A 24,153-nucleotide genomic window follows, 5' to 3' on the forward strand; every position below is an offset into this window, starting at 1 on the left:
GTTGTTTCCCAGGATTTATGCTACAATGAAAAAAACGTTCTAGCATAAAGGAGTGGTAAAAGTTGTATTTGTCATCTGAATATTTAAAACGATTTGATAAAGACCTTTATTATAAAATTCTCCTGCTGGAAAGTTTCGAGGATCATCAGTGGCACACGATTGCTGAACTGGCACAAACAGTCCAATTAGATGCAAGAAGTGTCGCTAAGTACTTAAACGAATTAACAAAAAATTACCATCAGTTCAACGAGAGCTCTCAAACATTGTTTATGAAAACCCCTCGTTCTGGCTATTCCTTTTATGATACGCTTGATTCTATCGAACATGAGCGTTTTTTGATTTTTCTCGTGCAAAGTACGCTGAAATACCAGCTATTGCACGATATTTTTTTTGAAGAGTTTCATACGATCTATCAATTTGCTCAAAAACAATATATCAGCGAATCAACTGCGCGTCGAAAGATCAACGAGTGGAGAGAACAATTAAAAAATTACGGGATTTATTTACAACGTGGGACTTATGTGGTGCAAGGAGAAGAAGAAATCATCCGGCTTTACCTTCACATGACGTTTTGGCAGTTGTTTCGTGGGAAAATTTGGCCTTTTGTAACGATTTCACAATTAGATGTGAAAAAAATTGCTGAACAAATCATGGCTTTTTTCAATGTTCGCCTTAATGAGATCAAAAAAAGAAGACTAGAGTATATGTTAGGAGCTTTCTTCTTGCGTAAATCTCAGAAGCATTACGTATCGTTAAACGAACGAAAGCGACAACTGATTACTGATAATCCTATGTTTCAAAAATTTTGTCATTGGATGCAACCAGTGTTTCCTAACTATTTTCAAAATGAAGAAGAATTAGGTGCGTTATTTTTAGTTTTGATGACACGAGAAGAGTACTATACGGATGAAGACATCCGAGAAGAAATGTTTGCTTTCCATCGAAGGAGACAAACACCACCCTACCATGCACTTTATGAAGCAAAAGAAGCATTAGCTCTCTATCAAGTGGAACAAGGATTGTCAGAAGAACCCTTAACAAAAGAAGCTGAAACCTATCTTTTTAGTAGTCATTTATTTGCCTATCTTTTTCCAGAAGCTAAGGAAACCATTGATGGGAACGACAGTGACTTTATAAATCATTTGATGATCGAAAATAGTGAAATTATCCAGTGGCTCGATTTGTTTTTTGAGACCGAGCAAAAAGTGGATCAGCTAGCATTTCAAAATACGTCTTTTTTGATGGGGCGGTATTTAACGGTTTTAAAGACAATGGGTGCATTTACACCAAAGTTACCGCAGATCACGATTCTTTTGATGACAGATTTCCCTCTGTTTGAAGAGCAGTTGTTAATAGAAGACTTACATCGTTTTTTTCGAAATGTTTATTGTTTGAAATTTTTACCAACAGATTATCGGGGACGAGAAGTTGATTTATTACTTTCAACGAGCAAAGTGCATCGTAAGCCATGGTCTGATTTAGAATACTTTATCGTGACTGGAGAGTTACAGTTAAACGATTATATCCAATTGTACCAAAAATTTGTGTTGATCCAAGACCGAAAAGACAAAGAAAGGAACGAAATAAATGACATTTGAAGAAATTTTACCAGCATTAAAAAAAGGGAATAAAGTAATTCGAAAAGGTTGGAGTGGTTTTGAATTGTATGTCGTTCTTGTTTCAGGAGAAGAATTTGACGGTTGTCCCGTTACCCCTTACTTTTTAATCAAAACAAGTGACGAAGGATTTTCCAGTTTTGCGCCTACAGTCTGTGACATTTTAGCTGAAGATTGGATCATTGTGGAATGAAAAATAGATACAGTGATCTAACAGAGAAAGTTGTTTTTGTCACTGGAGCAGCTTCAGGTATCGGACAGGCACAAGCTAAAGCCTTTTTAGAACAAGGTTCGCGGGTGTTTGGTTTTGATCAGCAATTAGGCCGAATGGACGATCTATCCCAGCAATTTTCTGAAACCTTTGCTTATTTTTTAGGTGATATCACGAATCATTCTTTGTTAAAAAAGGCGGTTGAACAGTGTCACGAAACGTTTGGAAAAGTTGCGATCTTGCTGAATACAGCAGGAATTTTAGATGAGTACCAGCCATTGTTGGAAACAGATGAAGCTTTATGGGATCGAGTGTTTGCTGTTAATGTCAAGAGTATGTTTCAGCTAACGCACTTGATCCTTCCAGATATGCTTGAGGAAGAAAAGGGGACAATCATCAATATGGCATCAATTGCTGGCTTTGTCGGTGGTGGGGGCGGGATTGCCTATACCAGCGCAAAGCATGCAATTGTTGGCTTTACGAAGCAATTAGCATTAGATTATGCTTCTAAAGGTATTTGTATCAAAGGAATTGCACCAGGCGCGATTCAAACACCTATGAATGCAGCTGATTTTGCAGGAAATGGTGAGATGGCAGAATGGGTGGCGAATAAAACACCTGTTAAACGGTGGGCGCAACCAGAGGAAGTTGCTGAATTAACGTTGTTCTTGGCGACCCCTCAAGCAAGCTATATCCAAGGGACGATCATTCCAATCGACGGTGGTTGGTTATTAAAATGATTTTGTCTTTTTTATTGTTTTCAGATAAGCTATGATTAGCGAATTTATTCGCACTACGGCACTTCAGTTGGAAGTCAATTCCCATCCTTTGGTCGTAGTTATTACCAAGAGTTGAGAGAGACGAGATCTTTTGTGGCATTTTTGACCACAAGGATGATCGATTGTATCACGACCTTGTAAAGGAGAAAGAATATGGATCAAAAGAAAATTCGTTCTACTAATCGTTTTACCACAGCAGAAATTGCTCGAATGGCACTTGTAACAGGCTTATATGTGGCAGTTACATTCGTGTTGTCAGTTATCAGTTTTGGTGCCATTCAAATACGTCTTTCCGAAATGTTCAATTATTTGTCGCTCTATAATAAAAAGTATATTTTGGCTATCACGCTAGGTGTGGCTCTAGCCAATCTTTCCTCACCACTGGGATGGATTGATGTCGTAGTTGGTAGTATCAGCACCTTACTCGTCTTATTGATCAACTATGAGATAACGAAACGAGTGAAAAACATGAAAATAAAAATGGCGATTACAGCTTTGATCTTTGCATTTTCTATGTTTACAGTTGCTGGGCAATTAAAGCTATTCTATCAATTACCGTTTTTCTTCACTTGGGGAACCGTTGCTTTGGGCGAGCTAGCTTCCATGCTAGTGGGAGGAGTCATCATTTATTGGATCGGTAAAAAAGTGGATCTAAAAAAATAAGCGATGAGTTAGCTAAGATTTAAAAAATAGAAGATAAAAAAGCTTACGATTGAAAGCTTTCAGATTATAGACAAACCTTATGTAAAAATGAGGTTTGTCTTTTTTATAGGTCTATTTTCAAAAACAAAAGAAAAAGTGGTCTGTTTTTCTTTAGAAAAACACTCCTTCTATAAAACAAAGAATTTAAATGAGGTTTGTTATTTTTACAGAAATTTAATTTATATTAATATTATTGTGTAGCTTTTTTGGTGTTGTAAAAAATATTTTATCATTTCTAAAATGTTATTATAATGACGCCGTTTTATCATCATTCTTTTTGGATAATATAATGTATGAATTCCCATTAGGGGTTATCATTGTATTGTAAACGCTTGCAATACAATAAATGAATGGAGCAGAACAAATGAAAAAAGAAATTGGTAGGTCCTCTAAAAGTATTTATGCTTTATTTTTCGCAATTCTTTTATGTTTAGGTATATTTTCTCCCACGGCATCAATAGTAGTAGCAGCTGATGAAATTGCTGTGCCAGAAGCAACTTCAATAGAAGTGGTGAAAAATGCGAAATGGGTCGCATTAGAACAGGAACTAGCTACACCTCAATATCAAGTAGCTTCGAAGGCCAATCCTGAAAGCACGGCACAATATATACTTAACAAATATGAGGGAGCAGAAGCCTTCGCTGCTGGGTTAGGTCAACGTATACAAAATGGTGGCTGGAATGTATATTATAATACAGCTTCGGGCAAACAAACTGCTCGTACCGCTTATAATGGTATGTATGTTGCTGCTGCAGGAACCGGTAGCCTTGCTACGGCTTTAGCTAAATTTAGTACTTCTGCTGGATCAGTAGTTATTGGAGCTGCAGCTCTTTTAGCAGGTATAGCAATGGGTAAGCTTACCCTTTACTCAAAAGATTGCAGAGATAAAATTGACAACCATGGAAATACCGGTACTGCTCGGATTACACTTACTGAATCAAGATGGTCTTCTAAATATGATAACCGTTGGTAAATTGATCATTTAAACTAAAATACAATCTCTGTTAAATTTATTGATATAATAAATGAGTATAGAGATTGTATTTAGTACATGAGGAGGTGGGAGATGAAATCCCTGGGTTTTCTAAGAATTTGTCAATTTATTCTCTTAGCTCTAAGTCTTTTTTTAGCTATGAAACACCATGCATCATTCGCTTTGTTTCTATGGGCACTATCTAGTGTACTGAGTTTCACTATCCCCCAAAAATATCGATCCCTTTTTCGGTCACCTTACAAAGGATTATTCTTTCCAGTATGGATTGAAAATATTATGGAGTTAGTAATAACAATAGGTGTACTGCTATTGATGAGCTTTCTTTCATGATATAGAAATAAATACGTTGATTTGGAAATATAGTTGCCGCTTGGTAAGGGGCAACAATTATTTAGTTAGTACAAAGAATGCTTAAACGTCTCTAATTTTATGTTGGAGGCGTTTTTTTCTGGCGATAGATCCTTCCAAAATTTAAAGTAGTGATCTGTTAGTTCAATGCTACTGATAGTATCCTAATGTACATGGTGTTCACGAATCAACTGTATAGCAACGTATTAAGAATTAAGAATCAGAAATTTTTACAAAATATAATTTATATCAGATTGAAGACAAACCTTATGTAAAAATAAGGTTTGTCTTTTTTATAGGGCTATTTTCAAAAACAAAAGAAAAATTTGTCTTCTTTTCTTTAGAAAAATACTCTTTTTTCGCTTGATATTTTTTGATTTAGCTTTTTCATATTTAGACAAGCAAAAGTAAGCCCGATTTTCATGTGTATTTTTACAATTCCTATTTGATTGGTATAACGTAATCCATGAAATTCTTTTGTGGTGCTGAATATTCGTTCAATCGTTTCTTCTCTTTTTTTATAGAGATCTTTAAACTTACTTTGTTTTGAAAGCATAGGGTACAGCTCCAATTTATCGTTCTGTTTTAACGTATAAAAAAGACAAAACACTATAAATAAGCACTTTGTCTATAGTCTGAAAGCTTACGATTGTAAGCTTTTTTTATTTATCAACAATTCAAGGAATTTAGGTAATGTCACAATCAGTTTGAATCAGTGACGATTTTATTTTAAAAAATTTTTCGTAAAGGAATACAACGTAGTAGTTGTTTTGTCTAGTTATTTATCCATACTAAACAACTGAAGTCGAGACAAACGTTTTTTTAGAAACAGACCTACCGAAGCGGCAGCAATCGATTTGATTGCTTCAGGGATTATAAAAGGAAGAAATCCACTTAAAAATGCAGTGTGAAGAGAAAGACTGCTACTGATCATTAACCAAAGCATGCCACAGCATAATGCGGCTGCTGAACCAACTAAGTTTGCGGATATTGTCAGAGGATAGCGAGAACCGACTTTCTCCATGATAAATCCAATTAGCCAAGACTGGAGGATAAAACCAACTAGATAGCCACCGGTAGGACCGAATAATACACCAATCCCTCCAGACATCCCCGAGAAAACAGGTAACCCAATAAGACCTAATAAAAGATAGATCAAGACGGAGACAGTTCCTGTTCTCTTACCAAGGAAAGTAGCAGTTAAACCAATGGCAAAAGTCTGTCCAGTCAAAGGAATTAGACCTAGAGGGAAAGTGAATTGTGAAAGAACGGCAATGATCGCTGCAAATTCTGCAGCAAGAATGAGTTCTTTGAGTGATTTTGTCATAAGTTCTCCTTTGTTAACCATTTTTATTTTCTAAGTTAACGAAATTGTATAAGAAAAATTATTTTTTGTAAAGTATATTTTTTAAATAAACGAAGTATTCCTTCAAAATATTAGTCTATCTTCCTTTGAGGATAGGTTATATGTTCAGTTAAACATTGTTTCATTTTGAACTTTTTGGCAAGTCTCAACATATGATTCTAGGAGAGTTACACGGGCGAATCAAATTCAAATAAAGAAGAGAGCTAGAAAAGAGAGAGGGAAATCTACATAAAAAAAGCCCAACTATCGAATAGATAGTGGGCTTGTAAGCCAAAGCTTTGAAAATTATAGGCTTTGGTTGTAGTATTCAACGACAAGAGCTTCGTCAATTTCTGGATATAGTTCGTCACGTTCTGGTAAACGAGTTAATGAACCTTCCAATTTTTCAGCATCGAAGCTTACGAATGCTGGACGACCAACAGTTGCTTCAACAGCTTCTTTGATTGTTGTCATGTTTTGTGATTTTTCACGAACTGAGATCACTTGACCAACTTCAACGTGGTATGAAGGGATATCAACGCGTTTGCCATCAACCATCACATGACCATGGTTAACTAATTGGCGAGCTTGACGACGAGTAGTTGCAAGACCTAGACGATAAACAACATTGTCTAAACGTTGTTCTAGTAAGATCATGAAGTTAACCCCGTGTTTACCTTCTTTGATTTTGCTAGCTTTAACGAACAAGTTACGGAATTGACGTTCGTTCATTCCGTACATGTGACGTAGTTTTTGTTTTTCAGTTAATTGCATACCGTATTCTGATTGTTTGCCACGGCTGTTTGGTCCATGTTGACCTGGAGCGTAAGGGCGACGTGCTAATTCTTTTCCTGTGCCTGATAATGAAATACCTAGACGACGAGAAATTTTCCATGATGGTCCTGTATAACGAGACATTAAAATTTCCTCCAATAAAATAAATTTAGTTTTTGGAGTAAAATAATCCGATAAAAAATTCATAATCGTGTAGTCCATTCTTCAATCTTCACCTTTGCAGCCGCGGTTACGCAATTGAACCCGAATCGGGGCAATGAACTAGGGACGAAATTATTATTTTTCCGCTGCATTATTTTACACAAAGTCCAGTATAAGGGAAACAAGGTGAAACTGTCAAGTACGTTTCTCTTTAAAAACGCTTTACAAACCTTGTTTCACTCTATAAAATAAGAGGGTATCTTTTAAAAGCATGAAAAATAAACGTACCAATCTTAAAAAGAAATAAATGAAGGATCATGCTTGTGTAAGCACAGCCTATTTTCAACCTACAGAGCCACTAAAAGGTAGTGACAGTGATTTTTCAGCTGTCACCTAAGATACGGGCTTGATTTTTCAAGGAGGACTGTCTTGGAACTTTTAGTTTTTCAAAAAAATGAAGAAAAAGCACATCCAATGGAAATGTATATGAGAAATCAGTTCTCATTTGCAGGTGTGCCCAAACCAGAACGTTGGAAATTGCAACAAACACTTTTGCGTGAAAGCAAAGTGCTTGATGTTCCAGAACTTTTTTTCCTTGTTTTCTATTATTATGAAAAAACAGAACGGGAGTATCAGTACCTGGCGATTGATTTGATTCAACAAAACATCAAACGTTTATCATTGGATGAGTTGGTCGAATTGTCTGTATTGGTACCGGAAAAAGCATGGTGGGATACGATTGATGCTTGGCGGAAAGTTTATGCTACATGGTGTAAACTTCATATGGAACAATTAGAGACGGTTTCTCTTTTGTTTGAAAAAAAAGAAGATTTTTGGCTTCGGCGAATAGCAATTACGTTACAGTTAGGATTTAAAGAAGCTACCAATCAGCTGTTGTTGGATCGAGTGATTACTGAAGATCGCTTCTCAAAGGAATTTTTTATTCAAAAGGCGATTGGGTGGGCATTGCGCGATTATAGCAAGACAAATGTTTCTTGGGTAAAAGAACAATTGACAAAAGAATGGTCTGCTTTGACAAGAAGAGAAGCAAGCAAGTATTTATAAGAAAGTGAGTCGACTAAAAAAATGAAACGTAAATTATTTGCTTTTGATATTGATGGGACGCTACTGGACACAAATAAACAAGCATTAGACAGCACAAGAGAAGCCTTGGATAAGTTACGTAAAGCAGGACATTTGGTAACGATTGCTACTGGGCGTAGTCGTTTCCATGCGCAAGAGGTTATCCGAGATCTAGCATTTACAAATTATATCTTATGTAATGGCGCTGCTGGATTTTTAGATCATGAACAAGTTTATAAAAATTTGCTTGACCGTGAACAATTAGACAATTTTGTCAAAGAAGCACAAGATAAAAATATCGATACTGCTTTTGTGAGTCTAGATAATATCAAACGTTATTCTTCCAATCATGTGGGAATGATGGAAGAGGCAATGCATTCTTTTGGTGCTGTTTTACCTGAACTTGATCAGTACTTTGTGGAAGAACAAGATATCTATCAAGCTTTAGCATTTTTTGATCAGAATTACGATCATCATTTTTCTAGTTACGATAAGATTCGATTTGTTCGTTGGCATGAAAAAAGTGTGGATGTTGTTCCACATGACGGTTCAAAAGCAGCCACGATTTTACACCTAGCAGAACAAGTCGGAATTGCGCAAGAAGATATCATTAGTTTTGGTGATGGCCAAAATGACCGGGAGATGCTGCGTATGTCAGGCATTGGTGTTGCAATGGGAAATGCAGTTCCAGAGGTACAAGCAGAAGCGAAGTTGGTTACTGATACAAATGATGAAGATGGAATTTGGAAAGCATTGAAGCAACTTTCCATGATTTAAATAAACAAGTATAATCTAGGATAGTAAAAAGAACTAGTTGGAGACTGACTTCAGCTAGTTTTTTAGTAGTTTCAGATGAGGGTTACGCAGAGGATTTTTCTGCCCTTTTCTTTCTACAAAAAAACAACTATAATATAGAATGATGTTAAAAGAGAAGAGGAAAACGTGTGCGGGTTTTATTTATTGGTGATGTAGTAGGTTCAATGGGAAGAGATATGATTACAACCTATCTTCCTCGTTTAAAAAAGAAATATCAACCACAGGTCACAATCGTAAATGGAGAAAATGCAGCTTCTGGAAGAGGAATAACTGAAAAAATTTATAAAAAGTTTTTACAAGACGGTGTAGATGTTGTCACGATGGGCAATCATACTTGGGACAACCGAGATATTTTTGAATTTATCGATCAAGCAAAAAAAATCGTTCGTCCAGCAAACTTTCCTGAAGGAACGCCAGGTCAAGGAATGGTATTCGTGAAAGTCAATCAAGTAGAACTAGCTGTAATCAACATGCAAGCACGTTCTTTTATGGTCGACTTAGATGATCCATTCCGCAAGATGGATCGCTTGATCGCCGAAGCAAAAAAAAGAACGCCAATCATTTTCGTTGATTTTCATGGAGAAACGACAAGTGAGAAACAAGCCATGGGATGGTTCTTAGATGGAAAAGTCTCAGCGGTCATTGGGACCCATACGCATGTACAAACCAATGATGCACGGATTCTACCGCAGGGAACTGCCTATTTAACTGATGTAGGTATGACAGGTCCTTATGACGGAATTTTAGGTATGCGCCGAGAACCAGTTATCGAAAAATTTTTAACAGCTTTGCCGAAACGTTTTGAAGTCGTTGAACGAGGACGAGGTATTTTGAGTGGCTGTTTACTGGAATTTGACGATGCAACTGGTAAAGCGAAAACCATCCAATTAATCCAGATCAACGAGGACCGTCCATTTTTAGAATAGAAAGTGAGACATCTTTTGCATAAAGAGCCGAATATTCAACGAGAAGCGGATAAATTAGCTCAACTTTTAAGTGAACATGAAACAATCATCCGCTACCACGAACTAGAGCGAAAAGTACAAACTAGTTCCTATTTAGAAAAGTTAACGGAAGATATCAAATCTGCACAAAAAGAAGCAGCAAACTATGCTTATTATGGGAAAAGAATAGCAGAAAAAGAAGCGAATGGTCGGGTTGAACAATTGACGAAACAATTTGATCAACATCCGATCGTAGTAGCTTATCGGAAACAATTGCTTGAAGCAAATGATTTATTGCATCATTTGACGAAAATGCTGCAAGATGAAATCAATAATTGGATAGAGGAGGAAGACAATGCCTCAAAAAACTAAGAATACTCCAATGATGGAACAATATTTAAGCATCAAGGCCCAATACCAAGATGCTTTTTTGTTCTATCGTTTAGGTGATTTTTATGAATTATTTTATGAAGATGCCATCAATGCGTCTCAAATTTTAGAGTTAACATTAACCAGCAGGAATCGTAATGCAGACGAACCAATCCCAATGTGTGGGGTACCCCATCATGCAGCACAAGGCTATATTGATATTTTAATTGAAAAAGGCTATAAAGTGGCTATTTGTGAACAAGTAGAAGATCCTAAGACCACCAAAGGGATGGTTAAACGTGAAGTGATTCAATTAGTAACACCTGGAACAGTCATGGATAGTAAGGGACTATCTGCTAAAGACAATAATTTTTTGACAGCAATTGTTAGCCAAGGCAACGAATTTGGATTTGCCTATGCTGATTTAAGCACAGGGGAGTTAAAAACTGCTCATTTGTTTGATGAAGAAGCTGTACTGAACGAAACGACGGCTTTGCAAACAAAAGAACTTGTTTTAGGAAATGAAATTAGTGAAAAACTTGCTGAGCAATTAAAGAATCGATTAGGATTAGTTTTCTCAAAACAAGAAACAAGTGAAGAAAATGCAGAGTTTAATTTCTTAACCAGTGAGCTATCCGATCCACTTGAAAAAGAAGTGACAGGAAAATTACTTACTTATTTAGCAGTGACACAAAAAAGAAGTCTTGCGCATATCCAAAAAGCGATCGAGTATCAACCGGATCACTATTTGAAAATGGATTACTATTCTAAGTTTAACCTCGAACTAAGCCAGTCCATACGTACAGGAAAAAAACACGGCACGCTTTTATGGTTGCTAGATGAAACGAAAACAGCTATGGGCGGGCGTTTACTGAAACAATGGCTTGACCGTCCGCTGATTCAACTCAATCAAATCAAGGCACGACAAGAAATGGTAGCTTCTCTTTTGAATAGCTATTTTGAACGACTTGATCTACAAAGTGCATTGACGAAGGTTTATGATTTAGAACGCCTAGCAGGAAGAGTGGCTTTTGGAAATGTCAATGGGCGTGACTTGATTCAATTAAAGACTTCTTTAGAACAAGTACCGCTGATTCGTCAACTGATCGAAGGGATCGATCAAGGTCAGTGGACTGACTTATTGAAGGAAATGCAACCAATGGATGGTCTGGTTCATTTGATTGATCAAGCAATTCAAGAAGACCCGCCCCTACAAATTACTGAGGGGAATATCATTAAAGATGGTTTTAATGATCAGTTAGATACGTACCGTTCTGCGATGACTAATGGGAAGCAGTGGCTAGCAGAGTTAGAAGCAAGAGAACGTCAGCAGACTGGGATCAAAAATTTAAAAGTTGGCTTTAATCGTGTATTTGGTTATTATATCGAAATCACTAAAGCGAATCTGGCAAATGTTGAACTGGAAAAATATGAACGTAAACAAACATTGGCCAATGCAGAGCGTTTTATCACACCAGAATTAAAAGAGTTAGAGACGCAAATTTTAGAAGCAGAAGAAAAGTCTGTTGATTTGGAATATCAGCTGTTTTTAGCAGTGAGAGAAGAAGTCAAAAAAGCGATCAAACCATTACAAATTTTAGCAAAATCAATCAGTACAGCCGATGTTCTGCAAAGTTTTGCTACGATCAGTGAGCGATACCAATATGTTCGTCCTGAGATGGTCTCGGATCGACACCAATTACTGATTCAAGAAGGTCGGCACCCAGTCGTTGAAAAAGTATTAGGACATCAAGAATATATTCCCAATAGTGTGGATATGGCTGAAGATGAAATGATCTTATTGATAACTGGACCAAACATGTCAGGGAAAAGTACGTATATGCGTCAGTTAGCATTAACTGTTTTAATGGCTCAAATGGGGTGCTTCGTCCCTGCGCAAAAAGCGATCTTACCAATTTTTGATCGGATTTTTACCCGGATTGGTGCAAGTGATGACTTGATTGCTGGACAAAGTACGTTCATGGTGGAAATGATGGAAGCCAATCAAGCGTTGCGGCATGCGACACCAAACAGCTTAATTCTTTTTGATGAATTAGGTAGAGGAACTGCGACTTATGATGGAATGGCATTAGCTCAAGCGATCATTGAATATATCCATCAACATGTACAAGCAAAAACGCTCTTTTCTACACATTACCATGAGTTAACAGTACTAGAGGAAGAATTACCTCAATTAAAAAATGTACATGTAGGAGCTGTTGAAAAAGACTGCGAAGTAGTATTTTTGCATAAGATGATGGATGGCCCAGCTGATAAAAGCTATGGAATCCATGTAGCGAAAATTGCAGGGCTACCTTCTAATTTATTAGCAAGAGCTGCAGATATTTTGCATACATTAGAATCAGGAGAAGTGAGCCATCATTCCGTGGCTGTTCCAAGTGAACCGCTTGAAGCAATAGCACAACCAGTAACTGATACTGCATCGATAGAACAAGAAGAAACGCAACAACTGTCCTTGTTCAGTGAATTAAGCGATGTCGAAACAGCAGTTATTTCTAAATTGAAACAAATGAATCTGTTAGAAATGACACCAATGGATGCATTGAATCAACTCTATGAATTGAAAAAACAGCTGTAAATCAACGATAAATAAGAAGAGTAAGCTAACTATAAATACTATATAGGAAGAAGGCGTAGAATGATGGCGAAAATCCAAGAATTATCAGAACGCTTAGCCAATCAAATCGCAGCCGGTGAAGTTGTCGAACGTCCAGCCTCGGTAGTCAAAGAACTTGTGGAAAATGCCATAGATGCAGGAAGTAGTCAAATCGATATTTTAGTTGAAGAAGCAGGATTAAAAACGATCCAAGTGATTGATAATGGAGAAGGTATTTTGACAGAAGATGTTGAGAACGCCTTTAAACGTCATGCAACAAGTAAAATCCACAATCGTGACGACCTTTTCCGAATTCGTACGCTTGGGTTTCGAGGAGAAGCATTGCCTAGTATTGCTTCTGTTTCAGAGATGACGGTAGAAACAGCCAATCAAGAAGAAACGCAAGGAACCTATTTAGAGCTTAAGGGAGGTGCGGTAATGGAACACCGCCCAGCTCCTTTAAGGCAAGGAACGAAAATCACAGTCAGCAATCTTTTCTTTAATACACCAGCACGCTTAAAATATGTTAAAACGTTGCATACTGAATTAGCGAATATCGGTGATATTGTGAATCGCTTAGCCTTAAGTCACCCGGCAATTGCTTTTCGATTAGTCCATGATGGGAATAAGATGTTAGCAACTTCAGGAAAAGGCGAATTGAAACAAACGATTGCCGGAATCTATGGGTTGAATACAGCAAAGAAAATGTTGAAGATTGAAGCGAAAGATTTAGATTTTGAAATATTCGGTTATATTTCTTTACCTGAAGTGACTCGTGCTAGTCGTAATTATCTTTCAACCATCATTAATGGACGTTTTATTAAAAATTTTTCCTTGAATAAAGCAATTGTAGCCGGCTATGGTTCAAAACTAATGGTAGGGCGATTCCCAATCGCTGTACTGGAAATCAAAATGGATCCATTGTTAGTGGATGTGAACGTCCATCCAACAAAGCAAGAAGTTCGTTTATCGAAGGAACAGGAATTAACTGAGCTAATTACTCAAGCGATTCAAAAAGCATTGGTACAGGAGAACTTAATTCCCAGTGCAGCTGACAATTTGCGATTCAAGAAAAAGGTTGCTGATCAACCAAAAGCAGAACAAATCGAAATTGATTTATCTTACGCTTTTGAAGAAGCGAAACCTAAGAAACCGCAAAGCTTGAATTTTGATCAAACAACCGGAACATTTTTTGTAGCGGAAGAAAAAAGCGAGTTTGTGCATGAATCTGTTGATAAGTCTGTGGATAATGTTGAAAACTCTCCTGTATTTTCTGAAGAAACCATTAGTTATCCAGAAAGCAAAAGAAAAACAGTGGATAACTCTGGTGATATTGTTGATAACTATGTAGAAAAACCAGTGGATAAGAGTGAAAATGAGTTATCCACTGTTGAAAACTTTTCCAACGAGCATGAAACAACAGCTGAAGAAGAAGCTTCTTCAGAAACAGTTTATCGTGAGGATTTAGCGCTACATCCAGAGTTTGATTTAAGTCAAAATGGGCGCTCATTAGATCAAGCAATTCAGAAATTAGAAAATGAGCAGGTAACACAACGCTTTCCACAATTAGAATATTTTGGACAAATGCATGGAACGTACTTGTTTGCTCAAAGTCAGGATGGCTTATACATTATTGATCAACATGCAGCGCAAGAACGAATCAAGTATGAATATTTTCGAGAAAAAATTGGCGAAGTTTCTAACGATCTACAAGAACTACTTGTGCCGTTTGTATTAGATTATCCCAATAGTGATGCTTTGAAACTGAAAGAGAAAAAACAATTGCTTGAAGAAGCAGGTATTTATCTAGAAGAATTCGGTCAAAATAGTTTTATCGTCAGAGCACATCCTACTTGGTATCCAGCTGGAGAGGAAGAAGCGATTATTCGAGAAATGATCGATATGTTATTAACAACGGGTAGCGTTAGCGTGAAGAAATTTAGAGAAGCCACAGCAATCATGATGAGCTGTAAACGTTCAATCAAGGCAAATCATTATTTGAATGAAGTTCAGGCGAGGGTTTTATTGAAGGACTTAGCCCAATGTGAAAATCCTTTTAATTGTCCCCATGGACGCCCTGTGTTGATCCATTTTACTAATTCAGATATGGAAAGAATGTTTAAACGCATCCAAGATCCACATTAATGAGTCTCATGAAAAGGAGAAGAAACAGATGAAAATTGTGTTAGCTTCGCAGTCCCCTAGAAGAAAAGAATTATTAGGGCGACTGGTTAGTGCATTTGATGTTCATCCGGCTGATATCGATGAAACACCTTTTGTTCAAGAAAAACCTAAAAATTATGTTGAGCGAATGGCAACTGAAAAGGCAAAAGTAGTCAAACATCAATACGATAATGATGTATTGGTGATTGCAAGTGACACGACAGTTGTTTTCAATGATGAGATCATCGGTAAACCAGCGGATGAACAAGAGGCAAAAGCTATCCTTCAAAAACTTAGTGGGAAAACGCATGAAGTATATACAGCCGTGGTGCTGACGAAAGGTGATCAAGAAGAAAAAATCTTAGCACAAGCTAAGGTGACCTTTTATCCTTTGACAACTAAGGATATCGAAGCCTATTTAGTAACCGGTGATTATATGGATAAAGCTGGTGCGTATGGTATTCAAAGTTTTGCAGGTGCATTTGTTAAAGAAATTCAAGGCGACTATTACAGTATCGTTGGATTTCCAATCGGTGCAGTTTATCAAGGTTTGAAAAATTTTATGTAGCTGCAGTTGACGGAAATCAGAAATTGAGATAGGAACGTTCAAGTTTGTGTCCACTACTTTCAGTCATATTTAGAATTGCAAAGTGTATGAGTGATTGGTATAATCAAAACGAAAGAGGAGTTGCGACCAACAACTCCTCTAGACAGCACCGCGAAAGACGGTGGCGGTTGAATTTAAATATTCGACAAAGAATAAGAATAGCCAGTCTCCCGCTAAAGTGACGGCTATTCTTTGTCGTTTTTAAGCATAGTGACGATCAAACTGACTAAAGCGATGGTGAACGTACCAAAGCCAAGTATGGTTTGAACGATCTCATATGCGGACAAAAAGCGAACTCCTTTCATAGATTTTAGTACTTATTCCCATAAGCACCACTACCTTTGTGAGAAGTTGCCACCGTCGATCCACTTTACTGTCGAGTTTATTGTAGCATATTATCGCCACGAGAAACGTGTTTTATAAAACATAAAAACGTTATTTTTATTTAGGTTTTTTTAGAGGGATTCTATCTTTACGAAAGTTGTAAATACCTGAAGGAATTGGTATAATGAAAACGAAAGAGGAGTTGCGTCCAACAACTCCTCTAGACAGCACCGCGAAAGACGGTGGCGAATTAGTTTAATAGTTCAAAAAGAAATAGCTATACTCGCTAAAGTGACGGCTATTTCTTTTTGTCGTTTTTAAGCATAGTAACGATCAAACTGACTAAAGCGATGGTGAAAGTACCAAAGCCAAGCATGGTTTGAACGATCTCGTATGCGGACAAAAAGCAAACTCCGTTCATAGATTTAGTACTTATTCCCATAAGCACCACCACCTTTGTGAGAAGTTGCCACCGTCGATCCACTTTACTGTCGAGTTTATTGTAGCACATTGTCGCCACGAAAAACGTACTTTTTAAAACATAAAAACGTTATTTTTATTTAGGGTTTTTAAGAGGGATTCTATCTTTACGAAAGTTGTAAATACCTGAAGTAATTGGTATAATAAAAACGAAAGAGGAGTTGCGTCCAACAACTCCCCTGGACAGCACCGCAAAAGGCGGTGGCGAATTTTTATTTTACAAAAAATAGCCAGTCTCCTGCTAAAGTGACGGCTATTTTTTGTCGTTTTTAAGCATAGTAACGATCAAACTGACTAAAGCGATGGTGAAAGTACCAAAGCCAAGCATGGTTTGAACGATCTCATATGCGGACAAAAAGCGAACTCCTTTCATAGATTTTAGTACTTATTCCCATAAGCACCACCACCTTTGTGAGAAGTTGCCACCGTCGATCCACTTTACTGTCGAGTTTATTGTAGCATATTATCGCCACGAGAAATGTGTTTTTTAAAACATAAAAACGTTATTTTTATTTAGGGTTTTTTAAGAGGAATTCTATCTTTAAGAACGTTGTAAATACCTAAAGTAACTGGTATAATAAAAACGAAAGAGGAGTTGCGACCAACAACTCCCCTGGACAGCACCGCGAAAGACGGTGACCGTTTAATCAGATATTTCAAAGAGAAATAGCCAGACTTCGGTTAAAGTGACGGCTATTTCTTTTTGTCGTTTTTAAGCATAGTGACGATCAAACTGACTAAAGCGATGGTGAACGTACCAAAGCCAAGTATGGTTTGAACGATCTCATATGCGGACAAAAAGTGAACTCCTTTCATAGATTTTAGTACTTATTCCCATAAGCACCACCACCTTTGTGAGAAGTTGCCACCGTCGATCCACTTTACTGTCGAATTTATTGTAGCATATTGTCGCCACGAGAAACGTGTTTTTTAAAACATAAAAGTGTTATTTTTAGTTAAGGTTTTTAAGAGGAATTCTATCTTTGCGAAAGTTGTAGATACCTGAAGGAATTGGTATAATGAAAATGAAAGAGGAGTTGCGCTAACAACTCCTCTAGACAGCACCGCGAAAGACGGTGGCACAGTTTTATTTTGGTTTAGAAATAGCCATACTCTGCTAAAGTGACGGCTATTTCTTTTTGTCGTTTTTAAGCATAGTGACGATCAAACTGACTAAAGCGTTGATGAAAGTACCAACGCTTAAAGAGTGAAAAATAACCTGAAAAAATTCACTAGAAGAATTTTTTCAGGTTATTTTTATACAGTAGTATTTTTTATTTTAGTTGCGCTTTTCCAATTTGTTCGCTATGACGAACGAGACCTGTTTGATCTAATGTTAAGGCAGCAACTTTTTCATTATTTGTTAATACAACTAAGATGTCCGTTTTCTTCCCAGCCTGCTCAATTGCTGTGAGGTCCATGTCGGCTAGTTGTGTTTTTGGCGTGACTGAATCGCCTTCTTTTACATGGATCGTAAAAGGTAGCCCATTCAATTCGACAGTATCTAGACCCATATGAACGAGAACTTCCAGACCTTCATTAGTTAAAAGACCAATCGCATGTTGTGTATCAAAAATATTTGTTACTTTACCAGCGACTGGAGCATAAACTTTTTCGTTGGAAGGTAGTACAGCATAACCTTCACCCATCATTTTTTGAGCAAAAACAGGATCTGCTACTTCGGTGATTTCCTTGATTTGTCCATCTGCTACAGCGAATAACTCTTCTGTCGGAGCAGAAACTGCTGTTGCATTGGCAGCTTCAAATTTTTGTGGTGAAACGTTGTTTCCATCAGCTGTTTGTAGTTGTAAGCCAGTTGTGTCTTCTACGGGTACAGCAGGATCGATTTTATTTAAGATCCCTTGACGTCTGAAGATTACGGTTAAACCAAATGGAACAATAACTGCAATGATCATAGAAATGATGAACGGAACCCAAGTTTCTGCTTGGATGGCTAGAATACCAGGTAGTCCACCAACACCAATTGCATTAGCACGTACATTCATCAAGTTGGCAAACATTCCAGCTAAACCTGAACCAACCATTGCGGCAACAAATGGGTAAACATATTTTAGATTTATCCCAAACATTGCAGGTTCAGTTACCCCTAGATAACAAGAAATCATTGCTGGAATCGAGATTTGTTCTTCTTTTTTATTTCCGCGATGTAAGAAGATGATCGCAAGAACTGCCGAACCTTGTGCGATATTTGATAAAGCAATCATTGGCCAAAGATTCGTAGAGCCGAAATCGGCAATCAATTGCATATCAATGGCATTCGTCATATGGTGTAAGCCGGTGATTACTAAAGGTGCATATAAGAAACCAAAGACGGCACTAAATAACCAACTGATTGAAGAAGTCAAGCCAGTATTAACAATATTTGAGATCCAACTACCGATTGTCCAACCCACAGGTCCTAAGATGACATGGGCAGCTAAGACTGTTGGGAGTAGAGAGAACAATGGAACAAATATCATAGAAATCGACTGTGGAATATATTTACGGAAGAAAATTTCAAGATAAGCTAACATAAATCCAGCAAGCATTGCTGGGATGACTTGTGCCTGATAACCAATCATATCAACTTGAGCAAAACCAAAATCCCAAAATGGAATATCAGCCGCAGCTGTTGATGCGACACTATAGGCATTTAATAATTGCGGTGAAACTAACGTAATCCCTAAAACAATTCCTAATATTTGTGTAGTGCCCATTTTTTTCGCGATACTCCAAGTGATACCAACTGGTAAGAAATGGAAAATTGCTTCGCCAGGTAGCCATAAAAAGCCGTTTACGCCGTTCCAAAATTGAGAGTGTTCAACAATTGTTCCACCAAGACTTTCAAATTGGATTCCTTCTAATACGTTCCGGAAACCTAAAATCAGTCCCCCTACGATAATGGCTGGAATCAATGGTGTAAAAATTTCTGCCAAAACAGCGATTGCTCGTTGGACAGGGTGGAGATTTTGTTTAGCAGCAACTTTACTTTGCTCCTTGGATACGCCTTCAACACCTGATACAGCAACGAAGTCGTTGTAAAAGGTTGAAACATCGTTACCAATAATGACTTGGAATTGCCCAGCATTGGTAAACATCCCTTTCACACTAGGAATATCTTCGATTGCTTCTTCATTGGCTTTTTTTGGATCATTTAAGACAAAGCGCATCCGAGTGGCACAATGACTAACTGCAGCAATATTTTCCTTTCCACCAATTTCCTTTAACAGTTTCTCAGCATCTGCTTGGTACTTTGCCATAGGAATAAACCCCTTTCTTTTTAAACTTGTATACACAAGTTATCTTATCCATACTATACTTGTTTCTTCCTACTATTGCAAGCGTTTTACAAGCGAAAAATGAAAAAATGTAATCGTTACACTTGGCTTAGTGTAGGGATATGTGAAAAGAGGGGGCGATTGAAATAACAAAAAAGCTGTAGTATAGTTTATATGCGAATAAAAGAAATTGAATATTAAGTGGAGGAGATGTAATGAATAAATTTAATGAAATTTTTTTAGATTTAGAGCAAAAAATTTTGGATCAACAATATCCTCCGCATACTTTGCTCCCTAGTGAAAATCAGCTGATTCAAATTTATGGTGTTTCACGAGAAACAATTCGAAAAGCGCTTAACCTGTTAACGACTGAAGGTTATATCCAAAAGAAACAAGGAAAGGGTTCGATTGTTTTAGACCGCAATCGATTTGATTTTCCAATTGCAGGATTAACAAGCTACAAAGAATTACAGGAAACACAACGAATCCCAAGTGAAACTATCGTTCAATTAATCGAAGAAACAGAAGTGGACCAATCATTGAGTGAAATAACAGGCTGGAAGAAAAAAACGCCGGTTTGGCATTTGGTTCGTCAAAGGAAAATCAATGGAGAAGTGGTCATATTAGATCGTGATTATTTATTAAAAAATGTGGTACCAACTTTAACAGCAACACAAGCTGCTGGCTCGATCTACGAATACTTTGAAAATGAATTGCAACTAACGATTGCTTACGCCCAGAAAGAAATTACCGTTGAAGAAGTAACTCCTGAAATCGAAGAGATGATGGATCTACATGGAGATTGCTATGTCGTGGTAGTAAGAGGACTGGTTCACCTCGAAGATACAAGGTGTTTCGAGTATACAGAATCAATTCACCGTTTAGATAAATTTCGTTTCGTCGAGTTTGCTAGACGTCGTAAAGTCTAAGCAATTATTACTATGAGCAGAATGTTTGCTTCTGATACTTTTGTCGTTATGATTAAAAGAAAAAGGAGGCGTTTTTAGTGGGTGATTTCAAGAAAAATGAGCGTGATTTAAAAGAGGAATTATCTCCAATTTCATATGCTGTGACGCAAGAAAACGCAACAGAAAGACCATTTAGTGGGAAATATGATGATTTCTATGAAAAAGGGATCTATGTCGATATTGTCAGTGGGGAGCCATTGTTTAGCTCAGCCGAAAAATACGATGCGGGATGTGGCTGGCCGGCGTTCAGTAAACCAATCACTAGAAAAGATATTAAAGAAAAGGCCGATTTTTCTCATGGTATGCACCGAGTGGAAGTGCGAAGCAGTCAAGCAGATTCTCATTTAGGGCATGTATTCAATGATGGTCCTGCTGAAAAAGGCGGACTACGTTATTGCATCAATTCTGCGGCTTTAAAGTTTATTCCATATGAAGAAATGGAAGAACAAGGATATGGAGAATATCTATCACAAGTTGAATAAGGAAGAGCTTTATTTTTGGGTAAAAAATCTTGAGACAATTTTTGATTGTTTCAAGGTTTTTTCTTATTTATCTTTATTGAAGCGTTGTTTCCTGAATATTGATCCTTTGTTTTGAGGAAAGTGCTGAAACTCTGATCGTTCAAATTAAAATCTCTTGCAAAAAATGTTTATCCTAAAAACCTTGATAAACTTACGTTAAAAAGGAGAAGCGTAGCTCGATCTTCTGTTCTCTTTTTTCAAAAGAAAAAGTATGCTACAATGGAAGAAAATATGCGAACATATGTGTGTGAAAGAAAGAGGATAACAGATGTATGAATATCTTACAGGTGTAGTAACCTTTATCAATCCTTATTATTTAGTGATCGAAACAAATGGGATCGGTTATCAAATTGCATTAGGCAATCCCTATCGTTATAGTAGTAAGCTAAACAAAGAAATCAAACTTTACATCCATCAGGTCATTCGAGAAGATGCACATCTTCTGTACGGATTTGATTCTTTAGAAGAAAAGCAATTATTTTTAAGGTTAGTTAGTGTTTCAGGAATTGGACCAAAAAGTGCCTTAGCAATTATGGCTAGTGATGATCATTCAGGATTGATTCAAGCGGTTGAAACAGGGGATGTGACTTATCTGACCAAATTCCCTGGTGTGGGTAAAAAAACAGCTCAACAAATGATTTTAGATTTAAAAGGAAAATTTGGCGAATTAAGTATCGATACGCCCTTCAATTTATTTGATGAAAGTACAGCACAAGATGCGACGGCATTATCAGAAGCAATGGAAGCTTTATCAGCACTTGGATATAGTGATAAAGAGGTCAAGCGGGTCGAGAAACAACTAAAAGAAGTAGAAAATCTCACAACAGATGAATACTTACGCCAAGCTTTAAAATTAATGATGAAAAAATAAGGAGGGAAAAAGATGACCGATGAACAGTTATTATCCCCTGAAACGGGCGAGAATGAATTAAGTTTAGAGAAGACCCTCCGCCCACGGTTACTTTCCCAATATATTGGTCAAAAGAAAGTGAAACAGGAACTCAAAATATATATTGAAGCTGCCCGTCACAGGGAAGAGCCGTTGGATCACGTTTTGTTATATGGTCCGCCGGGATTAGGGAAAACGACAATGGCAATGGTGATTGCGAATGAAATGGCAGTCAATATACGAACAACTAGTGGTCCCGCAATCGAGCGACCAGGAGATCTGGTTGCTATTTTAAATGAGTTAGAAGCTGGCGATGTTTTATTTATTGACGAAATTCATCGATTACCTCGTGTAGCAGAAGAGATGCTTTATTCTGCCATGGAAGATTTTTACGTTGATATAATGGTTGGACAAGGACCAACTGCTCATCCTGTTCATTTTCCTTTACCACCTTTTACATTAATTGGCGCAACAACTCGTGCAGGTATGCTTTCAGCGCCACTTCGTGATCGATTTGGGATCATTTCTCATATGGAATATTATGAAGAAGCTGATTTAAGAGAAATCGTGATTCGTTCTGCTGATATTTTTCAAACAGAGATCATTGAAGAAGGAGCACTGGAAATTGCTAGACGTTCAAGAGGAACACCACGAATCGCTAACCGCTTATTAAAAAGGGTACGTGATTTTGCACAAGTACAGGGAGACGGCAAGATCAATCAAACCATTGCCGATCAAGCATTAACGTTGTTACAAGTCGATCAGGCAGGTTTGGATTATGTCGATCAGAAACTATTACGTACGATGATTGAATTATATGGTGGCGGACCGGTTGGATTGAGTACGTTATCTGTCAATATTGGTGAAGAAAGAGAAACTGTTGAAGATATGTATGAACCTTTTTTGATCCAAAAAGGTTTCTTGAAACGGACACCTCGTGGAAGGATCGCCACACCATATGCCTATGAACATTTTGGATACGATTATCAAGTATAAAAAAGGATACTTGAATCGACTGTCCATATAAATACTTTTTCAAGAAAATCGTAGAATGAGAAGTTTTTGTAAAGAAGATAGGAGATGATGAGATGGGCGATACACCGCATACTAAGCAATTGATTAAAAACGTATTGATTGATTTATGTCAAAAGCAGTCTTTTCAAAAGATCAGTGTACAGAAAATCGCCCATGAGGCAGGCATCAATCGCCAAACATTTTACTACCATTTTACAGATAAATACGATTTGTTGCGATGGGTGTATTACGAAGATTGTTTATGCTATTTAGATCCTCATTCCCTTTCTTTAGACAATTGGGAAGAGCAAGCATTAAAAATGTTGAAGGCAATTGCTGCACAAAAAGAATTTTATGCGAACACTGTTACATCTGACCAAGAAATACTACAAAAAGAGTTTACTGCTGTTATCCAGCAATCATTTATTAAGATTTTTGATCAAATGGATGAAGAAAAGCAGTTATCAAAAGCGGACAAATTGTTTTATGCTCGTTTTTTTTCTTATGGATGTAGTGGGGTTCTAATCAATTGGATTACACATGATTACGAAGAGACGCCTCTAGAAATCGCCGTCCAATTGTTCCGCTTAGCCAAAGATACAGAATTATATTCCTATCGGTTGTATGCAAAAGAAGAGCTGGAAACAAATGATTAGAAGGAGAGCAAACATGACGAAAGTTTTATTTGTATGTCTAGGAAATATTTGCCGTTCACCAATGGCAGAAGGTTTGTTGAAGAAAATGGTAGCTGAAGACGGACAATCTGATCGATTTTTGATTGATTCTGCAGCGACAAGCACTTATGAAGTGGGGCGTTCACCTCATAAAGGAACAAAGAAAATTTTAGAAAATGAGAACGTGGATACGAGTCAAATGATTGCACGCCAAATCACAGAAGAAGATTTTCAACGATTTGATTGGATCATTGGCATGGATCAATCTAACGTAGAGGATTTACAACGGATGGCACCGACCGACGCACAACATAAGATCCATTTATTTTTAAGTCGGGTTCCTGGAAAAGAAACACAAAATGTTCCTGATCCATACTATACCGATAACTTTGATGAAACTTACCAATTATTGACTGAAGGGCTCAAGTATTGGATGCAAGAATGGAAAAAAGATAAATAAAATAACGATATATCT

At 37.2% G+C, this 24,153-nt stretch carries 23 protein-coding genes and 3 pseudogenes; 18 read left to right on the top strand and 8 right to left on the bottom strand.

Annotation, left to right across the window (positions count from 1 at the left end; translation table 11 throughout):
- Positions 1-62 precede the first annotated feature (62 nt).
- From IGK81_RS00795 to IGK81_RS00815, 5 genes are all read left to right on the top strand, one after another.
- Complete coding sequence (locus IGK81_RS00795) at positions 63-1,598, top strand: helix-turn-helix domain-containing protein (RefSeq protein ID WP_034698668.1); 1,536 nt, start codon at positions 63-65, stop codon at positions 1,596-1,598.
- Positions 1,588-1,809: a DUF2829 domain-containing protein gene (locus tag IGK81_RS00800; protein ID WP_010720389.1), complete on the top strand. Its 222-nt coding sequence runs from the start codon at positions 1,588-1,590 to the stop codon at positions 1,807-1,809. Before IGK81_RS00795 ends, IGK81_RS00800 begins: the two co-directional genes overlap by 11 nt.
- Positions 1,806-2,567, top strand: coding sequence for a 3-oxoacyl-ACP reductase (locus tag IGK81_RS00805; RefSeq protein WP_034698670.1), 762 nt, complete (start codon positions 1,806-1,808; stop codon positions 2,565-2,567). Before IGK81_RS00800 ends, IGK81_RS00805 begins: the two co-directional genes overlap by 4 nt.
- A 192-nt stretch (positions 2,568-2,759) precedes the next feature.
- On the top strand, positions 2,760-3,269 hold the full coding sequence (locus IGK81_RS00810) for a QueT transporter family protein (RefSeq protein ID WP_034698672.1): 510 nt from the start codon (positions 2,760-2,762) through the stop codon (positions 3,267-3,269).
- Between the two features lie 403 nt (positions 3,270-3,672).
- On the top strand, positions 3,673-4,281 hold the full coding sequence (locus IGK81_RS00815; RefSeq protein WP_141639396.1) for a hypothetical protein: 609 nt from the start codon (positions 3,673-3,675) through the stop codon (positions 4,279-4,281).
- 748 nt (positions 4,282-5,029) lie between these two features.
- Here the strand turns inward: IGK81_RS00815 and IGK81_RS00820 are convergent.
- The 3 genes and pseudogenes from IGK81_RS00820 to rpsD form a co-directional block, all read right to left on the bottom strand.
- Positions 5,030-5,182, bottom strand: a pseudogene (locus IGK81_RS00820) (transposase); the annotation flags it as partial.
- Between the two features lie 246 nt (positions 5,183-5,428).
- Entirely contained in the window at positions 5,429-5,977 is a 549-nt protein-coding gene (locus tag IGK81_RS00825) for a biotin transporter BioY (protein ID WP_010736828.1), read from the bottom strand.
- Positions 5,978-6,301: 324 nt separating this feature from the next.
- Positions 6,302-6,913 carry a 30S ribosomal protein S4 gene (gene rpsD, locus IGK81_RS00830; RefSeq protein WP_010720384.1) on the bottom strand — a complete coding sequence of 204 codons (612 nt, stop codon included), beginning with the start codon at positions 6,911-6,913 and terminating at the stop codon, positions 6,302-6,304.
- Between the two features lie 447 nt (positions 6,914-7,360).
- Between rpsD and IGK81_RS00835 the strand changes: the two genes are divergently transcribed.
- From IGK81_RS00835 to IGK81_RS00865, 7 genes are all read left to right on the top strand, one after another.
- Positions 7,361-7,996, top strand: a complete 636-nt coding sequence (locus tag IGK81_RS00835; RefSeq protein WP_034698678.1) for a DNA alkylation repair protein — start codon at positions 7,361-7,363, stop codon at positions 7,994-7,996.
- A 21-nt stretch (positions 7,997-8,017) separates the two neighbouring features.
- Complete coding sequence (locus IGK81_RS00840; RefSeq protein ID WP_010720382.1) at positions 8,018-8,791, top strand: Cof-type HAD-IIB family hydrolase; 774 nt, start codon at positions 8,018-8,020, stop codon at positions 8,789-8,791.
- 167 nt (positions 8,792-8,958) lie between these two features.
- Positions 8,959-9,756: a TIGR00282 family metallophosphoesterase gene (locus IGK81_RS00845; protein WP_010720381.1), complete on the top strand. Its 798-nt coding sequence runs from the start codon at positions 8,959-8,961 to the stop codon at positions 9,754-9,756.
- A 15-nt stretch (positions 9,757-9,771) separates the two neighbouring features.
- Positions 9,772-10,146: a YlbF family regulator gene (locus IGK81_RS00850; RefSeq protein WP_010736830.1), complete on the top strand. Its 375-nt coding sequence runs from the start codon at positions 9,772-9,774 to the stop codon at positions 10,144-10,146.
- The gene (mutS, locus tag IGK81_RS00855) at positions 10,130-12,742 is read left to right on the top strand and encodes a DNA mismatch repair protein MutS (RefSeq protein ID WP_034698680.1); all 2,613 of its coding nucleotides are present in this window, start codon (positions 10,130-10,132) and stop codon (positions 12,740-12,742) included. Before IGK81_RS00850 ends, mutS begins: the two co-directional genes overlap by 17 nt.
- 63 nt (positions 12,743-12,805) lie before the next feature.
- A complete protein-coding gene (gene mutL / locus IGK81_RS00860) occupies positions 12,806-14,905 on the top strand; it encodes a DNA mismatch repair endonuclease MutL (protein ID WP_034698748.1) in 2,100 nt (699 codons plus the stop codon).
- 28 nt (positions 14,906-14,933) lie between these two features.
- Positions 14,934-15,491 (top strand): Maf family protein, encoded by a 558-nt coding sequence (locus IGK81_RS00865; RefSeq protein WP_034698682.1) that lies wholly within the window; start codon positions 14,934-14,936, stop codon positions 15,489-15,491.
- A 224-nt stretch (positions 15,492-15,715) separates the two neighbouring features.
- Here the strand turns inward: IGK81_RS00865 and IGK81_RS00870 are convergent.
- From IGK81_RS00870 to treP, 5 genes and pseudogenes are all read right to left on the bottom strand, one after another.
- Positions 15,716-15,857: pseudogene (locus IGK81_RS00870) on the bottom strand (putative holin-like toxin).
- 295 nt (positions 15,858-16,152) lie between these two features.
- Positions 16,153-16,275: a putative holin-like toxin gene (locus tag IGK81_RS00875; protein ID WP_309543703.1), complete on the bottom strand. Its 123-nt coding sequence runs from the start codon at positions 16,273-16,275 to the stop codon at positions 16,153-16,155.
- 312 nt (positions 16,276-16,587) lie between these two features.
- Entirely contained in the window at positions 16,588-16,707 is a 120-nt protein-coding gene (locus tag IGK81_RS00880) for a putative holin-like toxin (RefSeq protein WP_080704594.1), read from the bottom strand.
- A 320-nt stretch (positions 16,708-17,027) separates the two neighbouring features.
- Positions 17,028-17,172: pseudogene (gene pepG1 / locus IGK81_RS00885) on the bottom strand (type I toxin-antitoxin system toxin PepG1).
- A 436-nt stretch (positions 17,173-17,608) separates the two neighbouring features.
- Positions 17,609-19,594 (bottom strand): PTS system trehalose-specific EIIBC component, encoded by a 1,986-nt coding sequence (treP, locus tag IGK81_RS00890; protein WP_034698684.1) that lies wholly within the window; start codon positions 19,592-19,594, stop codon positions 17,609-17,611.
- A 233-nt stretch (positions 19,595-19,827) separates the two neighbouring features.
- Between treP and treR the strand changes: the two genes are divergently transcribed.
- From treR to IGK81_RS00920, 6 genes are all read left to right on the top strand, one after another.
- Positions 19,828-20,541, top strand: coding sequence for a trehalose operon repressor (treR, locus tag IGK81_RS00895; protein ID WP_034698685.1), 714 nt, complete (start codon positions 19,828-19,830; stop codon positions 20,539-20,541).
- A 77-nt stretch (positions 20,542-20,618) separates the two neighbouring features.
- Positions 20,619-21,062 carry a peptide-methionine (R)-S-oxide reductase MsrB gene (gene msrB / locus IGK81_RS00900; RefSeq protein WP_034698687.1) on the top strand — a complete coding sequence of 148 codons (444 nt, stop codon included), beginning with the start codon at positions 20,619-20,621 and terminating at the stop codon, positions 21,060-21,062.
- A gap of 307 nt (positions 21,063-21,369) precedes the next feature.
- Positions 21,370-21,972, top strand: coding sequence for a Holliday junction branch migration protein RuvA (gene ruvA, locus IGK81_RS00905; RefSeq protein ID WP_431393479.1), 603 nt, complete (start codon positions 21,370-21,372; stop codon positions 21,970-21,972).
- Positions 21,973-21,984: 12 nt separating this feature from the next.
- Complete coding sequence (gene ruvB, locus IGK81_RS00910) at positions 21,985-22,986, top strand: Holliday junction branch migration DNA helicase RuvB (RefSeq protein WP_010720372.1); 1,002 nt, start codon at positions 21,985-21,987, stop codon at positions 22,984-22,986.
- Positions 22,987-23,078: 92 nt separating this feature from the next.
- On the top strand, positions 23,079-23,660 hold the full coding sequence (locus IGK81_RS00915) for a TetR/AcrR family transcriptional regulator (protein ID WP_010720371.1): 582 nt from the start codon (positions 23,079-23,081) through the stop codon (positions 23,658-23,660).
- A gap of 13 nt (positions 23,661-23,673) precedes the next feature.
- Entirely contained in the window at positions 23,674-24,138 is a 465-nt protein-coding gene (locus IGK81_RS00920; RefSeq protein ID WP_010720370.1) for a low molecular weight protein-tyrosine-phosphatase, read from the top strand.
- The last annotated feature ends 15 nt before the right edge of the window (positions 24,139-24,153 follow it).

The sequence above is a fragment of the Enterococcus sp. DIV0703 genome (genome assembly GCF_051711065.1).
GTDB classification, from domain to species: domain Bacteria; phylum Bacillota; class Bacilli; order Lactobacillales; family Enterococcaceae; genus Enterococcus_B; species Enterococcus_B hirae.

Coding starts and splice junctions, on each gene's coding strand:
- IGK81_RS00915 (WP_010720371.1), top strand. CDS start 23,079: ATGGGCGATACACCGCATACTAAGCAATTGATTAAAAACGTATTGATT.
- rpsD (WP_010720384.1), bottom strand. CDS start 6,913: ATGTCTCGTTATACAGGACCATCATGGAAAATTTCTCGTCGTCTAGGT.
- IGK81_RS00865 (WP_034698682.1), top strand. CDS start 14,934: ATGAAAATTGTGTTAGCTTCGCAGTCCCCTAGAAGAAAAGAATTATTA.
- IGK81_RS00920 (WP_010720370.1), top strand. CDS start 23,674: ATGACGAAAGTTTTATTTGTATGTCTAGGAAATATTTGCCGTTCACCA.
- mutL (WP_034698748.1), top strand. CDS start 12,806: ATGGCGAAAATCCAAGAATTATCAGAACGCTTAGCCAATCAAATCGCA.
- IGK81_RS00810 (WP_034698672.1), top strand. CDS start 2,760: ATGGATCAAAAGAAAATTCGTTCTACTAATCGTTTTACCACAGCAGAA.
- ruvA (WP_431393479.1), top strand. CDS start 21,370: ATGTATGAATATCTTACAGGTGTAGTAACCTTTATCAATCCTTATTAT.
- IGK81_RS00875 (WP_309543703.1), bottom strand. CDS start 16,275: ATGAACGGAGTTTGCTTTTTGTCCGCATACGAGATCGTTCAAACCATG.
- ruvB (WP_010720372.1), top strand. CDS start 21,985: ATGACCGATGAACAGTTATTATCCCCTGAAACGGGCGAGAATGAATTA.
- IGK81_RS00840 (WP_010720382.1), top strand. CDS start 8,018: ATGAAACGTAAATTATTTGCTTTTGATATTGATGGGACGCTACTGGAC.
- IGK81_RS00805 (WP_034698670.1), top strand. CDS start 1,806: ATGAAAAATAGATACAGTGATCTAACAGAGAAAGTTGTTTTTGTCACT.
- IGK81_RS00800 (WP_010720389.1), top strand. CDS start 1,588: ATGACATTTGAAGAAATTTTACCAGCATTAAAAAAAGGGAATAAAGTA.
- treP (WP_034698684.1), bottom strand. CDS start 19,594: ATGGCAAAGTACCAAGCAGATGCTGAGAAACTGTTAAAGGAAATTGGT.
- mutS (WP_034698680.1), top strand. CDS start 10,130: ATGCCTCAAAAAACTAAGAATACTCCAATGATGGAACAATATTTAAGC.
- IGK81_RS00815 (WP_141639396.1), top strand. CDS start 3,673: ATGAAAAAAGAAATTGGTAGGTCCTCTAAAAGTATTTATGCTTTATTT.
- IGK81_RS00825 (WP_010736828.1), bottom strand. CDS start 5,977: ATGACAAAATCACTCAAAGAACTCATTCTTGCTGCAGAATTTGCAGCG.
- treR (WP_034698685.1), top strand. CDS start 19,828: ATGAATAAATTTAATGAAATTTTTTTAGATTTAGAGCAAAAAATTTTG.
- IGK81_RS00880 (WP_080704594.1), bottom strand. CDS start 16,707: ATGAAAGGAGTTCGCTTTTTGTCCGCATATGAGATCGTTCAAACCATG.